Annotated in this window: 15 protein-coding genes; 10 read left to right on the top strand and 5 right to left on the bottom strand. The window is 63.0% G+C overall.

Annotated features, from left to right (window positions below):
- Positions 1-239: 239 nt before the first annotated feature.
- A complete protein-coding gene (locus NYR58_RS02995) occupies positions 240-1,346 on the bottom strand; it encodes an ABC transporter ATP-binding protein (protein WP_261518987.1) in 1,107 nt (368 codons plus the stop codon).
- 92 nt (positions 1,347-1,438) lie between these two features.
- Here NYR58_RS02995 and NYR58_RS03000 point away from each other — a divergent pair, with 92 nt between their 5' ends.
- From NYR58_RS03000 to NYR58_RS03030, 7 genes are read left to right on the top strand one after another with little or no spacing between them, the layout of a single operon-like run.
- Positions 1,439-2,140, top strand: a complete 702-nt coding sequence (locus NYR58_RS03000; RefSeq protein WP_261518988.1) for a GntR family transcriptional regulator — start codon at positions 1,439-1,441, stop codon at positions 2,138-2,140.
- On the top strand, positions 2,137-3,144 hold the full coding sequence (locus tag NYR58_RS03005) for an alpha/beta hydrolase (RefSeq protein WP_261518989.1): 1,008 nt from the start codon (positions 2,137-2,139) through the stop codon (positions 3,142-3,144). Before NYR58_RS03000 ends, NYR58_RS03005 begins: the two co-directional genes overlap by 4 nt.
- Before the next feature lie 8 nt (positions 3,145-3,152).
- Positions 3,153-4,367, top strand: coding sequence for an ABC transporter substrate-binding protein (locus NYR58_RS03010; protein ID WP_261518990.1), 1,215 nt, complete (start codon positions 3,153-3,155; stop codon positions 4,365-4,367).
- Positions 4,368-4,426: 59 nt separating this feature from the next.
- On the top strand, positions 4,427-5,344 hold the full coding sequence (locus tag NYR58_RS03015; protein ID WP_261518991.1) for a carbohydrate ABC transporter permease: 918 nt from the start codon (positions 4,427-4,429) through the stop codon (positions 5,342-5,344).
- The gene (locus NYR58_RS03020; protein ID WP_261518992.1) at positions 5,344-6,180 is read left to right on the top strand and encodes a carbohydrate ABC transporter permease; all 837 of its coding nucleotides are present in this window, start codon (positions 5,344-5,346) and stop codon (positions 6,178-6,180) included. The genes NYR58_RS03015 and NYR58_RS03020 overlap by 1 nt, the downstream gene beginning before the upstream one ends.
- Before the next feature lie 22 nt (positions 6,181-6,202).
- Positions 6,203-7,087 carry a sugar phosphate isomerase/epimerase family protein gene (locus NYR58_RS03025; RefSeq protein ID WP_261518993.1) on the top strand — a complete coding sequence of 295 codons (885 nt, stop codon included), beginning with the start codon at positions 6,203-6,205 and terminating at the stop codon, positions 7,085-7,087.
- Positions 7,084-8,076: a Gfo/Idh/MocA family protein gene (locus tag NYR58_RS03030; RefSeq protein WP_261518994.1), complete on the top strand. Its 993-nt coding sequence runs from the start codon at positions 7,084-7,086 to the stop codon at positions 8,074-8,076. Before NYR58_RS03025 ends, NYR58_RS03030 begins: the two co-directional genes overlap by 4 nt.
- 211 nt (positions 8,077-8,287) lie before the next feature.
- Here the strand turns inward: NYR58_RS03030 and NYR58_RS03035 are convergent, their stop codons facing one another.
- Positions 8,288-8,992, bottom strand: a complete 705-nt coding sequence (locus NYR58_RS03035) for a glutathione binding-like protein (RefSeq protein ID WP_261518995.1) — start codon at positions 8,990-8,992, stop codon at positions 8,288-8,290.
- 105 nt (positions 8,993-9,097) lie between these two features.
- Between NYR58_RS03035 and pdxR the strand changes: the two genes are divergently transcribed.
- The 3 genes from pdxR (at position 9,098) to NYR58_RS03050 (ending at position 12,276) form a co-directional block, all read left to right on the top strand.
- Positions 9,098-10,546 (top strand): MocR-like pyridoxine biosynthesis transcription factor PdxR, encoded by a 1,449-nt coding sequence (gene pdxR / locus NYR58_RS03040; protein WP_261518996.1) that lies wholly within the window; start codon positions 9,098-9,100, stop codon positions 10,544-10,546.
- Positions 10,547-10,684: 138 nt separating this feature from the next.
- Positions 10,685-11,617: a sigma-70 family RNA polymerase sigma factor gene (locus NYR58_RS03045; protein WP_261518997.1), complete on the top strand. Its 933-nt coding sequence runs from the start codon at positions 10,685-10,687 to the stop codon at positions 11,615-11,617.
- Positions 11,618-11,898: 281 nt separating this feature from the next.
- The gene (locus tag NYR58_RS03050) at positions 11,899-12,276 is read left to right on the top strand and encodes a putative quinol monooxygenase (protein ID WP_261518998.1); all 378 of its coding nucleotides are present in this window, start codon (positions 11,899-11,901) and stop codon (positions 12,274-12,276) included.
- A 188-nt stretch (positions 12,277-12,464) separates the two neighbouring features.
- Here the strand turns inward: NYR58_RS03050 and NYR58_RS03055 are convergent, their stop codons facing one another.
- The 3 genes from NYR58_RS03055 to NYR58_RS03065 all read right to left on the bottom strand — a co-directional run bounded on the left by NYR58_RS03055 (position 12,465) and on the right by NYR58_RS03065 (position 15,148).
- Positions 12,465-13,604 (bottom strand): threonine ammonia-lyase, encoded by a 1,140-nt coding sequence (locus tag NYR58_RS03055; RefSeq protein ID WP_261518999.1) that lies wholly within the window; start codon positions 13,602-13,604, stop codon positions 12,465-12,467.
- A 61-nt stretch (positions 13,605-13,665) separates the two neighbouring features.
- Entirely contained in the window at positions 13,666-14,154 is a 489-nt protein-coding gene (locus NYR58_RS03060; RefSeq protein WP_261519166.1) for an anthrone oxygenase family protein, read from the bottom strand.
- A 175-nt stretch (positions 14,155-14,329) separates the two neighbouring features.
- Positions 14,330-15,148, bottom strand: a complete 819-nt coding sequence (locus tag NYR58_RS03065) for an alpha/beta fold hydrolase (protein ID WP_261519000.1) — start codon at positions 15,146-15,148, stop codon at positions 14,330-14,332.
- Positions 15,149-15,544 lie beyond the last annotated feature (396 nt).

Here is a 15,544-nt window from a genome sequence, read left to right on the forward strand (position 1 = left end):
CTGATCGGCATTCCCTTCTTTGTCCCCCTCATCCTGTCCGGTGCAAGGCGGTGATGATGACGATCCGGCAATCCTGCGGATGGACGAGCCCGCCTGTGCACGCGACCTTTCGCGGCGGATCGGACATGTGATCTTCAACGGGGTCGCGGCCAAGAGCAGGACATTCGCCGGACCGGTTGAGCAGGCGCTTCCCTGCCCGCCGGCACCAGGCTCAGCCGGCCGAGCTCCGGGTTCCCGGTTTACGCCGGCTCGCGGGCAAGCGCTTCGACCCTTCGCCCGCTCTGCAATTCGAAGAGGTGTATGTTCGCCGTATCGAACACGAGATCAACGCACTCGCCTGCCCGCGAAACGCGCCCGGGGGTGAGCCGCGCCGTCAGTTCCATCCCCGCCAGGTCACACAGCACCATGACGTCCGAGCCCAATGGCTCAAGGATCTTGGTCGTTGCCGTGAAGGTCGTCGAATCTCCATGCGCGCGGAACTGCGACGGTTCGAGATGCTCGGGACGGATGCCGAGGACGACATCCGTCCCGCTCTGGATCTGGTGGGGGGGCACCTTGATGCGCAGGTCGTCCTTGATAACGGCTTCCACCTTGCCGCCCTCGGCAACATAGCGGGCCTTGAGCATGTTCATGGCAGGCGAACCGATGAATTCTGCCACGAAGAGATTGGCCGGACGCTCGTAGACCTCGAATGGCGTGCCGACCTGCTCGATATGGCCGTTGCGCAGAACCGTGATCCGGTCCGCCAGGGTCATGGCCTCGACCTGGTCGTGTGTGACGTAGATCGTGGTGGTCCTCAGCAGGGCGTGCAGCCGTTTGATCTGCGTGCGCATGTCGACGCGCAGCTTGGCGTCCAGATTGGAAAGCGGCTCGTCGAACAGAAATGCCGAGGGACGCCGCACGATTGCCCGCCCCATCGCCACGCGCTGGCGCTGCCCGCCGGAAAGCTGGCCGGGCTTGCGGTCGAGAAGCGATGAGATCTGCAGGATGTCCGCCGCCTCCGCAAGCCTCTTCTCCACCTCCGAATCCGGGGCCTTGCGCATCCGCAATCCGAAGGCCATGTTCTCGCGCACGGTCATGTGCGGGTAGAGCGCATAGTCCTGAAAGACCATTGCGATGTCCCGGTGGCGCGGCTCAAGGCTGTTCACCAGCCTGTCACCGATCAGAACCCTGCCGTCGGTAATGGTTTCCAGGCCGGCCACCATGCGCAGCAGGGTGCTCTTGCCGCAGCCGGACGGGCCGACGAACACCATGAACTCGTGATCGGCGATGTCGAGTGACACGCCGTGGATGACCTCCACGCCCCCGTAGCTCTTGAAGACGTCCTTCAGCTCGATCGTGGCCATGCGCGCCGCACCCTTCGGTTTCGCCCTTGCTTTATCGTTATCATTATTGATATTAATAAAAGAAAGAAGAGCAGGCGACAAGAGGCGGAAGGATGGCATTTGCCCTGGCCAGCAGAAGAGGACGCGAGGCCACTGCGCGGGTTTCGAAGAGCGCAGAGGTCTTCGAGGGCATCAAGCGGGCGATCATGCTTGGCGAGGTGGTGCCGGGAGAAGCCCTTCTGGAGCTCGAGCTTGCCGAATATTTCGGCTGCAGCCAGGGTACGGTGCGCGAGGCTCTCCTCAATCTCCAGGACGAGGGGCTCGTTGTGCGCATGGGCCACCGCGGCACGCGCGTCTCCGACTGTACGCGCGACGAAGCGGTCGAGATGTTCCGCCTGCGCCACGGAATCGAGACGCGCGGCATCCGCCGTGCCGTTCAGCGGATAAACGACAAGGGGCTTGAGGAACTGCGCCACTATCTTTCGGCGATGATCAAGGCCGCCCGCGCAAAGGACGAGTACGCCCTTGCCGATTTCGACCGCAGTTTTCACATGTCGCTGTTTCAGGCGGCCGATCTGCCGGCGGTGGAACCCTTGCTGTCACGCTGCATCCTGCACAACCAGCGCTTCAAGATCCTGCGCAGCGGCGAGCAGCGCGACCTCAACGTCACGGCGCGTCGCCACGAGGTGATCATCGAGGCGCTCGAAGCGCGCGACGAGGAAGCCGCGATCCGCGCAATCAGCCACCACGTCGCGACAATCGTCGACTTCGGGCCTGCGCTTTTCGAACAGCCCGCCCAAGAGGAAGGCGCATGACAGGACCGGCTGGACACTCAGCCCTGCGGTTGCCCGACCCGTCGCCACCGATGCGGGCGCTCATCGCGCGGCTGAAGGCGGAGGACGAGGGGCTCTGCGACCTCTTCACGCTGCCGCTCGACGAGGCGCGTGCGCAATTCGAGCAAAGCAACAGGCGCTGGAACGTCGAACTGCCTGAAATGGCCATCGCACGCGAGATCGCGCTGCCGGCAACCTCCGCTCCCGCTCCTCTTCGGGCGACGTTGCGCGTGCCAATCCGGGCCAGGCCGGGCTTCATCCTGTATCTGCACGGCGGCGGCTGGATGTTCGGCTCGCCGCATACCCATGAAAGGGCCATTCGGATGCTAGCAGAATCCTGCCGCATGGCCGTCATAGCCCCCTTCTATCGCCGCGCGCCCGAGGCGCCGTTTCCAGCCGGGCTGGAGGATTGCAAGGCGGCTTGGCAAGCCGCCCATGCAGCGGCAGCCGAACACGGCATCGAGGTCGGGCCTGCCGGCATCTCGGGCGATTCCGCGGGTGCCAATCTCGCCATGGCCACCATGCTGAGCGCCCTCAGGGAGGGTACGGCGGGACCCCATTTCGCCATGCTGTTCTACGGTGTCTATGGCGCGGATTTTTCAACCGCGTCCTATCGCATGCCGGATCCGCCCTATGGCCTCACCGCCGAGCGGATGAGAGCCTATTGGGACCGCTACGCGCCGCAGCCCGTCTCACGCAACGATCCCCTGGCCGCTCCGCTCAATGCTTCCGAGGATGCGCTGGCGGCTCTGCCGCCCCTTTTCCTGAACGCGGCCGAGCTCGATCCGCTGCGCGATGACACGCTCGGCCTTTACGAACGCCTGAGAGATCTCGGGCGCCATGATGTCTGCCACCTGCATCGCGGCGTCGTGCATGGCTTTATGCAGATGACCGTGGCGCTCGAAGAGGCGCGCACGGCCTTTGCTCTGGCCGCCGAATGGCTGGACACAGCCGGATATTCATCCAACCAAGGGAGGAAACGATGAGAAAAGTCTTGAAAGCTCTGACGATGGCAGCGTCGCTATCGGCAATGGCGGGTCTTGCCCATGCGGATTCGACCGTCCGCTTCTGGTACCATTTCGACAATCCCGACAATCCGATGGATGAGCTCGTCGCCAAGTTCGAGGAGCAGAATCCGGGCATTGCCATCGAAGCCGAGAACGTGCCTTGGAACAGCTATTACGACAACCTGTACACGGCGATCGTTGGTGGCGGCGCCCCCGACGCAGCCATGGTCAAGCTCTTCGCCCAGCCGCGCCTCGTCGAGATGGGTGCGCTCGAGCCGATCGACGCGTGGCTGGCCAGTTGGGAAGGCAAGAATGACCTGCTCGACAACATCCTGGATATCAATGCCGGACCGGATGGCAACCAGTACTACCTCCCGGTCCAGTATGTGGTGCTGTATCTCTATTACCGTGCCGACCTGTTCGCGGAGGCGGGCCTTGAGCCGCCCGCGACCTGCGAGGACTTCCTTGCCGCGGCCAAGGCCCTGACCAGGGATACCGATGGTGACGGCAACATCGACGTCTATGGCTTCGGCTTCCGCGGCGGCGGGGCTGGCCACGACCACTGGGCAAGCCTGGTGCTGTCGCACGAAGGTGTCTCGCTGGAAGACGAAGAAAGCCTGACGAGCGAGGCGGCCATTGCCGCCAACCAGTGGGTCATCGACCTGCATCGCGAGCATGGTGTCTTCCCGCCATCGGCGCCCAATGACGGGTTCCAGGAGATCATCGCCGCTTTCCAGCAGGGGCGCACGGCAATGACGATCCACCATATCGGCTCCTCCAACGCCATGGTCGAGGCGCTCGGAGACAAGGTCTCCGCCGCGCCGGTGCCCGAGTGCGGCGGCGGACGATGGACCGCCTTCGGCGATGAGTCGCTGGCCGTGTTCTCCTCGGCGGAAGACAAGGAGGCCGCCTGGAAGTGGATTTCCTTCCTCGCCTCAAGCGGAAACAACGCGCTCTTCAACGAGGCGACCGGCCAGCTGCCCGTCACCAAGTCCGACTCGGAAAACTGGCAGAACCATGAGGCACGCTTCGTCCAGGCGACAATGAACTCCCTGCCTTTCGCCGAGACGCTTCCAGCCACCGGCGCCACGTCCGATTTCGTGAACAATGTCTGGCCCCGTGCCATGCAGCGCGCCCTCCTGGGCGAGATCACCTCCAAGGAGATGATGCGCGAGATCCAGGAACTCTACGCCACGAAGTAACCCTCTCCCGGCAGCCGGGCAATGGCCCGGCTGCCCATTTTCCAGCCACCGGTCCAACCATGTCCTCAGCCGCTCGCACAGCGCCGCTTGGCCGTCGGAGAACCCGGGAGAGGGTTTCCGCCTTTCCCTACCTCCTGCTGACGCCGGCGGTCCTTGTCACCCTGCTGATCGTCTTTCTGCCCATGGCGGAGGCGGTGTACCTGAGCCTGCACGACTACGTCGTCTGGCGTCCGGCGGACCGCACCTTCGTATGGTTCGGCAATTTCGTCGCGGCGCTCCAGGACGAGGTCTTCTGGATCTCTTTCGCAAACACGCTGCTGTGGATCGGGATCACCATTCCCGCTCAGGCGTTGCTCGGCCTCCTCACCGCCATCCTGCTCAACCGCGATTTTTTCTGGCGGCCGGTGGCGCGGGCGCTGATCATCATCCCCTGGGCGCTGCCGAGCGTCGTCATCGCCCTGATGTGGCGCTGGATCTACGATGCCAATTATGGCGTGCTCAACGACATCCTGTTCCGGCTCGGGATCCTGCAGTCTTCCTTTCCCTGGCTTGCCGACCCCGACACGGCGCTCTATGCTATCATCCTGACCCTCACCTGGCAGGGCTTTCCCTTCTTTGCGGTGATGATCCTGGCGGGTCTGCAGTCCATTCCCCGGAGTTACTACGAGGCGGCGGCGATCGACGGCGCCAGCACCTGGCAGCAGTTCCGAAACATCACACTGCCCGGCATCGCCGGCGTTCTCGGCACCGCGATCCTCCTGCGCACGATCTGGGTCGCCAATTCCATCGACGTCATCTACGTCATGACCGGCGGGGGGCCGGGCTATGCAACCCATACATTGCCGCTCTACGCCTTCATCGAGGCCCGCTCCAGCCTGAATTTCGGCTACGGCTCTGCGCTGGCGGTAATCTTCACCCTCATGCTCACCGGGCTCGTTCTCGTCTATCTCTCGCGCATCAACAGGACCCTCGACTGATGGTACGCCGCCAGTCCGCCCTCCGCTCGCTCCTCGGCACGCACCTGCCGGTGCTCGCGATCGTCGCCTTCGCGCTTGGTCCCTATATCTGGATGGCGCTGACCTCCCTTACCCCGCAGGAGCATCTTCTGCAGGCCGGCGTCGCGCTCGACCCGCTGAACTGGACCACGGCAAATTACGAGAGGCTCGTCGGTCGCACGGACTTCCCGCTTAACATGGTGCACAGCTTCATCGTGGCCATCGGGACGGTCGTTCTCGGATTGAGCCTCAGCGTTACCGCGGCCTACGCATTCTCGCGCTTCCGCTTTCCGGGGCGGCGCGTACTGATGATCAAGTTTCTGGTCATCAACATGTTTCCTGTGGTCCTGCTCATCCTGCCGCTTTTCGTGATCATGCGCCGCCTCGGCCTCATCGACACCCACGCGGCGCTGATCATCGCCAACGCCACGGTCGCCATTCCCTTCTCGGTCTGGATGATGACGAGCTACATCAACTCGATTCCCAGAAGCCTGGACGAGGCGGCCATGGTCGACGGCTGCTCGCGGCTGGGCGCGCTCAGAAAGGTGATTCTGCCGCTCATCCTGCCGGGCATCATCGCCACCGGCATCTACATCTTCATCACGTCCTGGAACGAATACCTCTACGCGCTGACCTTGGGCGGCCGCAACGTACGCACCATCACCGTCGCTATCCAGACGCTCATCGGCGAGTACCAGATCGAATGGGGCCTGCTGACGGCCGGCGGCGTGCTGGGCGCCATGCCGGCCACGCTGCTCTTCCTGCTCATCCAGAGACGCCTGATCTCGGGCCTCACCCAAGGCGCTGTCAAGGGCTGAGCGAACCATGGAGAACACAACAATGACCAATCCCGTGGGGCTGATCTCCATGCAGATCGCCCGCCCTTTCACGAGCGAGCACTTTCCATGGCTGGAGCGCCTCAAGGCATTGGGCTATGACTTCATCGAACTGCTGGTACCGGAGCCTGGCGACGTCGATCTCGGGGAATTGCGTGGCGCACTCGGCGACGCCGGGCTCGACGTCGTGCTGGCTGCCCGCGTCTCCCTGGAGCGCAATCTGACCAGCAGCGATGCCAATTGCCGCCAAAAGGGCCGGGACTACCTGAAATACGCCGTCGAATGCGCCCACACGCTTGGCGCGCGCATCCTTGGTGGCCCCCTCTATGGAAATCCGCTGGTCTTTGCCGGGCGGGCGCCACAGCCGGTCGACGAGGCGCAGCGCGCAGCGCGCGAGAGCTGGTGCGTCGAGGGTCTCAAGGTCTTGGCCCCCATCGCCGCACAGGCGGGCGTCACGCTTGCCGTGGAACCGCTCAACCGCTTCGAGACCGACATCCTGTGCACGACCCGGCAGGGAATCGCACTCGTCGATCTCGTCGATGAGCCATCGGTGAGGCTCATGCTCGACACCTTCCACATGCATATGGAGGATGCGAGCATTCCCGAAGCCATCACGGAGGCGGGATCCCGCATCGCCCACTTTCAGGCGAACGAGAACCACCGCGGCTTCATCGGCACGGGCGCCACCGACTGGGTCGCCGTGGCCCGGGCTCTCCATGCCGCCGGATATGCCGGCCCCATATCGCTCGAGCCGTTCCGCCGCGACGACGACCGCATTGCGGTGCCGATCGCGCAGTGGCGGCCTCCCCATGAGGACGAGACGGAAAAGCTCTCCGCAAGCCTCACCCTCCTGAAAAACGCAATGACCATGGGACGCTATCGTCGATGACCCTCAATATCGGCTGGATCGGTTGCGGGCGCCATGCCTCGCAGATGCTGTTGCCACAGCTCGTGCGCGAAGACGTGCGGATTGCCGCGGTGTGCGACATCGACACCCGACGAGCGGCGGACGTGGCCCGACAATACGGGGTGGGCGCTGTCTTCTCCGACGCGCGGGATCTGCTTGCCCATCCCGGGATCGACGCCGTCGGTCTGGCCATCGGCCCTGCCGCCCATCTCGAGATCGGCAAAGCCGCGCTCGAACGCGGCCTGCCGGTCTTCATGGAGAAGCCGCCCGGCGCCTCCCACCAGGACGCATTGCGCCTCAGCGAGGCATCGCAAAAGGCCGGAAAACCACTTGTGGTCGGCTTCATGAAACGCTTTTCGGCCGGAAACAGGATTGCCAAGGCGGTGATCGAGCGCGACTTCGGTTCCGCCCTCGGCTTCTACGGCTCCTACATGACGGCGCCCACCTACTTCCAGGGCAATGCCGACTATACCGGCTTCCTGCTGCATCATTGCGTGCACTATATGGATCTGCCGGCCCACCTTGTCGGTCCCATCGCATCGATGCAGCCACGCGTGATGGAAAAGGAGCCCGGCAAGATCCTGCTCCATATCGCAATCGGCTTCGAAAACGGGGCGATCGGAACGCTGGTGATGGGGACGATCCAGTCGCGCGGCACGCCCATGGAGTTCGTGCAGGTTATGGGCGACCACCGTCGCGTCGAGGTCGACAACATCATCGGGGTCACCTACTACCGCGATCCCCCGTTCAAGGCCGACAACCCCGAAGCAAGCTTGGTCGACGGGGAAGACACGATGTCCTGGCGTCCCAATTTCACGGCCGCAGCCAACGAGGATTTCAAGGGCTACCACGCGCTGCTCAAGGAGACTGTGGCCGCGTTTCGGGGCGAGCGCCATTCGGCTCCGCTGATCGAGGAGGGTGTTACCGCGATGCGCTGGCTTGAGACCGTTCGCGCCAGCCTGCCGGGCTGACAGCGCTGCACGACACACCGCAGGCCCGACGGTCCCAGCGCAGACGGGCGCCGAGAATGAAGTCTGTCCATTACCGCGAAACGACGATGACGCCCCGCATCGACGGGTGCCGCGAGCAGAAGGCTGACGGCGCACTCTTGCACATCGTGTCGCCGTCCACTTGCCGCGACGTTCGGCAGCCGTAAAGGCGTGCTTCAATTGGCACGATGGTTCAGACTCGGATACCCGGTCGTTTCTGACCGAACAGCACTTCGCGTTCAGCCTTTGTGAGCGGCCTGCGTCGTGCGCTATAGACATCTATGATACCGTCATATGTCCTGACTGCAGCGGGGCGCGCAGCGATCGTGGCGAACCAGCGGGCCAGGTTGGGAAAGCGTCCGAGGTCCTGCCCGAACGCTTCGTGCGGGACGATCCACGGATAGCAGGCGATGTCGGCGACCGAATAGTCGTCGGCGATGAACTCGTGGTCCGCCAGGCGCCGGTCGAGGACACCGTAGAGACGGGCGGTCTCCCGCGTATAACGGTCGATGGCATAGGGCACCTTCTCCGGCGCGTGGACATTGAAATGGCCGATCTGCCCGGCCATGGGACCAAGCCCGCCTGCCTGCCAGAACAGCCACTGGAGAACGGTGTTGCGCCCGCGCGGAGACCGCGGCATCAGCGCGCCGGCCTTGTCGGCGAGGTAGACGAGCATGGCCCCCGACTCGAACATGGCCACCGGCGCCCCGCCGTCGACAGGCGAATGATCGACAAGGGCCGGGATCTTGTTGTTGGGCGAGATGGCGAGGAACTCCGGTGTAAACTGTTCGCCCTTTGACAGGGCGATGGGGACGATCCGGTGCGGCAGACCGGTCTCCTCGAAGAACAGCTTGAGCTTCAGGCCGTTCGGCGTCGGTGAGAAATAGAGGTCGATCATTGCCGGTTCCTGTCTGCCGCACTTCCTCCACGGGCAGCCAAATGCGTTGCAGGCAAAAATGGCTGACTGTATGGTTCCTAAACAGGTCCGATAAGCCGGAAGTTCATGGAGCCAATTCTCGACATCGCGATCAAGCTGCCCGCGAAGGGATCGCGCGAACTGTTGCGATCTTTGCACCGGCAATTGCGGGCCGCGATCATCGACGGGCGGCTCCAGCCCGGACTTCGGCTTCCGCCGACACGTGCGCTGGCGCGGGGGTTGGGCATATCGCGTAACACTGTGATCGCCGCCTATGACATGCTGTTAAGCGAGGGCTATGTGGAGGGCCGCAAGGGTTCGGGCACTTACGTTGCGGATGTCCGTCCTCGGCTGGAGCGGCCCAGGACTCCATTGCGGGCCGACCCCGTCGCCGACAAGCGGCTTGCCCCCACCTGGCGCGGGTGGCGGCCCATGGCAGAGACCTGCAGCGGCGAGACCTACCGCTACGACTTCGTTGCCGGCATGCCAGATACGGAATTTCCGTTCGAAATCTGGCAGCGGCTGTCGACGCGTGCTGTGCGCAAGGTTGCGAGAAGCCCGGTCCATGAGCACGACCCGGCCGGCGAACCGCCATTGCGCGAGGCGATTGCCAGCCACGTCTCCTTCGTTCGCGCGGTGGCGTGCCGGCCCGAGGACATCGTGGTGACGGCGGGCACGAGACAGGCGATCGATCTCATCGCCCGCATCCTAGTGACGCCGGGGCAGACAGAGGTCGCCGTTGAAGACCCCGGATACGGACCCACACGCCGTTCGTTTGTCGGGGCTGGCGCAAAGGTCCTTTCCATCCCCGTGGACGAGGAAGGGCTCGTCGTGGACCGGCTGCCGCCGAGCGCGCGCGTCATCTGCGTCACACCTTCGCATCAGTTCCCGCTCGGCGTCGCCATGTCGGCGCGCCGGCGCGCCGCGCTGCTCGATTTCGCCGAGAGCTTCGGCGCCGTCATCGTCGAGGACGACTACGATAGCGAATTCCGGCACGATCGCATGCCGCTCGACGCCCTGCAGACGCTCGACCGCGCGGGGTCGGTTCTTTATGTCGGCACGTTTTCCAAGAGCATGTTCCCGGCGCTCAGGATGGGCTTTGTCGTCGTCCCCGAGTGGGCGCGCTACGCGCTGACGCTGGCCAAGCAGATGAACGATTGGCACAATCCGCTCATCAGTCAGCTCGCGCTCGCCGACTTCATTGCCGAGGGCCATCTGGCGCGCCATGTGCGAAAGATGCGCAGGATCTATTCGGCGCGGCACGAAGCGCTGCGCGCCGCGCTCGATACGCATATGGGCGACCGCCTGCGCCCGTTCCGCGCCCATGCCGGCGTTCATCTCGCCGCCGAGCTGACCGTGCCTTGCGATGAACGGGCCTTGGTTGCGAAGGCCGCTGCAAGCGGCATCAGGATCGAGGACATCGCCCGCTACGCTTCACGCGACATCGCGCAGAAAGGTCTCGTATTCGGCTTCGGGATGATCGAGGCAGCGGATATCGAGCCGGCGATCAAGGAACTGGCCAGCTTGGCGACATGACCGCAAGCTATTTCGCCACCTGGCCGATCAAGCCTCACCGCGGCCGATTCGGGATAAACACCGCCTCGCGTCACAAAATTATGGCCTGGATCGTCACGCCGTCAAAGAAGTTGTCCTTTGACAAAAGAGTTCTCGACAATGACGCCGAAAAAGAGCGGACGACTGCATAAATCTCCGGGGCAAGCGACCGAAGGCCGGTCAGCGATCCGAACCTTCGAGCAGGCACGCCCGCGGCTTCTCGGCATCGCGTACCGTATTCTTGGCTCCCGGGCGGAAGCGGAAGATGCTGTCCAGGACACATACCTCCGCTGGCAGGCAGCGGATATCGAGAGCATCCAATCTCCGGGCGCGTGGCTGACAACGGCCTGCACACGACGCGCCGTCGACATGCTACGCGCCTCCTACCGCAGCCGCGTGGACTATGTGGGCAACTGGCTACCCGAACCCGTCCATACGTTCGTCGATGACGACGCGGAGTCGCAAATGGGGCTTTCATCCTCTCTCTCGACTGCCTTTCTGCTGATGCTGGAGCGTCTGACACCGAAAGAACGGGCCGCCTATCTTCTCTACGAGATTTTCGAGATGTCCTATGCCGACGTCGCCGCATCGTTGGATATGAACGAGCCGGCATGCCGGAAGCTCGTTTCGCGGGCCAAAGCGCGGATTGGCGAAGGGCATGTCAGACACCAGCCGTCGAAGGAGCGTCAGGAGGAACTCCTTGCTGCCTTCGAAGATGCAATCCGTACCGGCATGCCCGATACCCTCGCCGCGACGCTTGCCAGCGATGTGCGCCTGACCGCCGACGGCGGGGGCAAGGTAGCAACGGTGACAGAAATCCTGGAAGGCGGTGCGGTGCGGACCTTCCTGGTCGAACGTCTGAGCGAATGGTGGGCTGCCTATGAGTGGACGTTCACCGACATCAACGGTGCCCGTGGGCTTGTTTTACGAGAGGGCGAGCAGATCGTCGCAACGGTCTCTTTCGCGTATGACGAGGCAGACCTCATCACCGATATCTTCATCGTGCGCAACCCGGACAAGCTGGAACGTCTCGGCGAGGTCAGAATTTGCTGACGCCAAAGGGCATCAAGGCGATCGGTCGGTCGCTGGCAGCCCATGCCCACTATCGCCCTGAACCAGGCCGGAGACGCGTCCGAGGCGTTCAGGGTTGCCTTGACGATTGGCATGCCACGGCGTCTTCCGCCTCGCGGCGGTCGAATTGGCGAGGCATGTTCACGGAGGCCGAACTCCTCGCCCATGCCGGGGTCTCATCTTTCATGTCCTGAACCGCGCCGCACGTCTCGACTTGGGAAAAAACTCGGCCCACGTCACAAACGCCTCTCCTCGAACGTCACATGGTCATGGGCATGGTGCCCAGCCGTCGGCGGGAAAGCGCCGCGAAACCCGAGGTGAAGATCATGAGCATGAAAGCACTGTACATCAGACACAAGGCGCAACCCGGCAAACGCGACGAGGTGAAGCGCATCTGGGAGAAGTACGCCCGCGAATATATCGAGGGAGCCAGCGGACAGATCGCCTATGTGTACGGGTACGACGATACCGATCCAGATGCGATCGTGGCCTACCAGCTATACACCGGTGATGCAGCAACGGACGACTTCGTCAACCAACCCTGGTACAAGGATTATCAGCGGGAGACGGCGGCCCTTCTCGTCGGCCAGTCCGAGTTTCGTTCGATCACGCCGCAATGGATCAAAGGTGACAGCGCCTAAGCGGCGACATGAGCCCGGCGACTGTCCGGTCGCCGGGCCATTTTCGCGACAAGGCAATGCAAGGTTCGCCCAGCCAGTTGGGGGTCGTGGGGTGTCGCTGCTGCGTACACCGGGCCGAACGGATGCATTCCAGATCACAGTCCTGGTGATCCGACGGTTTTCAGAAGAGCATTGTGGAGCAGACGGTTTCACGCGAGGATCTGCCGAAGCTGCTCTTCGGACGGGTTTCCTCCGGAAAGGACAACGGCAACGGTCTTGCCCCGGAACACGGCCTGATGAGCGATTATCGCTGCCAGTCCGGCCGCGCCTGCGGGCTCAAGCAACACACCGAGCTCCAGAAACGCCACCCGCATGGCAGTTCCAATCGTCGCCTCGTCCACAAGCAGAAAATCGTCCGCGACGTGCAGCAACTCGGCAAGGGATTCGGCAAAGGGTGTCTGAATCGCAATTCCGTCCGCAATCGTATCGGGGACGTGTGTCTGCACCCGGCCCGTGCGCCATGATCGCTCCATAGCCGGCGCACCCCTGGCACAGACGCCGATCAGGCGTGTGTCGGCACAGGTGTGCTTGACATAGGTGCCGATCCCCCCGAGCAGTGCTCCATCCCCAACCGGCACGACGATCGCGTCGATCGGCTCCTTCCACCGCATCAGTTCAATGCCGATGGTCCCGGCTCCCTCGGCAATGGCGGGCTCCCGCCCGTCCTCGACAAACAAGGCTCCGCATTGATCTGCAAACGCTTTGGCGGCGGCGTAAACCTTATCGAGATCACCTTCGACGAGGCTGACGTCCGCGCCAAGGGCGGAGATGCGGCTGATCTTGCTCCGGTTCGCGTCGGATTTCGCGAAGGCAGTCAGGGGCAGCCCCCGGGATCGCGCTGCATAAGCCATGCCCTGGCCGAAATTGCCGGCCGTGACGCAAACGACATGAGAAACGTGGTCCAGCCGCGAAACGAACGTCTGCGCACCCCTGGCTTTGAATGAACGAATGGGATTGACTGTCTCCACTTTCACGATGATGTGGCAGCCCATTTTTTCGGAAATGGATTCCGCCAGGAATTGCGGTGTGTCGCGGAACTCGGCACTGATATGCGCCGTTGCTTCCTCTATACGAGCTGCGGAAAGGCGCGGGCGGGTGTATTTCACCAGGCCGGGTTCAACGCTCTCCATGGCAAAACGACCCTTTCGTACCTGCAGATCCAGCGTGAAATGGTGGGCAGGTGGACGTTCCTGCCAGGAAATTTCCCGTGCCGGACCGAGCGAGTCGGGCCGCGTCGTGTCCAGGCGTGTCCAGTCGCCGCGACATTGCCAATGCCGCATTTTCTCCATCGGTGTTCTTGCAAGACCGGCTCATCTCCACCCGACTTTTCCCGGTGCTGATTGAGGTGCATCAAGGCAAGTCGGAGTGCCGGGCAAGAAGTGCGACGACAAAAAGCGCCATCGCGGCTGTCGAGGCCACGGTGCGGACATGGTTCCAGAAGGTCCAGTCCCTGAGGTATCGGGCCCAGACTTCCGCCGATCCGGCCCCGGCCCGCGCCAACTCATTGTTCAGCGGCACGTTGTAGACGACCGTACAGATGAACATGCCGACAACATAGATCAGCCCGCCTGCGAGCATGACCATCGCGCCGGGTTCGCTCCAGCGAACAAGTGCGAGCACGGCCAGGATTGCAGCAGCGACGGTCGTGCCGAAAAACAGCGGCATAAACAGCGAGCCGAGAATGGTGGAGTTGATCGAGTTCATGGCGGCCGCGCCCTGCGCCGGCCCGATGCGGTCGAGCGCGGTCATGATGAAGGTCGAGAAGGCGAAATAGAGCCCGGCGATCAGCCCGCAGCCGATGGCCGAGACCCACAAAAGGGCGGTGATGAGCGCTTGCATTTCTGTTTGTTCCTTTTGAGTGCCTGCGCCGGACAGCCGCGGCAATGGGTTGCGCTCACGCAGTGCCTTCCCAGACCCCCGTTGCCGCCGTTCGGCGGGCATATGATGAGAATGGGTCGGTTGTCCGTCATTGCTGTCATCTCTGTAGGCTTGGGAATAGACGCGGGTCGCCCCGTCAGTTCGCACTGCCGGACTGCGGCCGTTCGGCATCGAGGAAAGGGGCCACGAGTTCCGCGACAACCGGCGTTGCAACCAGGTTGTAGTGGGTCGTGCCGGGCACGATCGCCAGCTGCGCCTGCGGCCTCAACGAACCGTCAAGTCCGGCATCACGCTGGCCGCCGCCGAGAAGGCGCCAGGCCTCCATTATGTATTCCGGCGTTTGCGCATCCGCATCGGCGAAAACCAGCATGGTTGGCGACGAGATTGCAGCAAATTCTTCGGACCAGTCGTAGTCGCGCTTCAAGAGGTCGCCCATCTTGGCAAACAACTGCACCCAATCCACATCGGGATAGAGCTCGGCCAACGGAGACTGTGCGACGTTCGCACCGATCTGTGGCGCCATCGCCTCCATCTGGTCGAACGCGGCAATGACTTCGGGGTAATACCCGCTGCGCTTCATGGCTTCGGAAACGACCACAAGCCTGTCGACAACCTCGGGATGCCGGATCGCCAGTTGCATGGCCACGCCGCCTCCGAGGGAGTAGCCCATCACATCCGCTTTCGCGATACCGAGGTGAGCCAGCAATGCGGCGATGTCATCGGCCATGAATTCGAAGCGAAGCGGCCGGTCGATATCCTTCGTTCGGCCATGCGCCTGCAGATGAACGAGGATGACTTGCCGAGATCCGGCGAATACCGGCAGGCTCGATTCGAAGAGTTCGAGCGCCGCGATGCCGCCGTGAAGCAGGATCAGTGGCTTACCCGTGCCGTGAATCTCGTAGTACAGCTCAAGCCCGTTGACGGGCGCATACCCCGTCTTCGTGGGGGTGGTCATATTGTTTTCCTCCTGAAGATCTCGCGCCCTCGCCGGGAAAAGGAAAAAGGTGGATAGGACCGGTACTGAAGTCAGTGAAAGAAAATGCCGCCTATGCACTCCAACCTCCGGGCAAGATGTCTGCGCAACAACCTGCCGCTTCGAATGGCTGCCGAACAGGTCCAAAACTGGCTAACCTCGGGGAGCCAATTTTTGCGCGTGTGTGTGTGTCGGCCTCTCGAACTTTGATGCGATGGTGGACGACGACGATCCGTCGCCGTGAAGCCTTGAGCATGAGGGCAGTTGGTTTCGCCGGTTCCGGCATCTCCGGTATCGCCAGAGCCTCGAAGCCGATCGCCACATCGCCACAATGGTGGGCGAGATGATGGCTCGCGCCATCGCGACTGTTTCCCCAAG

Origin of the sequence: Chelativorans intermedius, assembly GCF_025398255.1 — a bacterium.
Classification (GTDB): domain Bacteria; phylum Pseudomonadota; class Alphaproteobacteria; order Rhizobiales; family Rhizobiaceae; genus Chelativorans; species Chelativorans intermedius.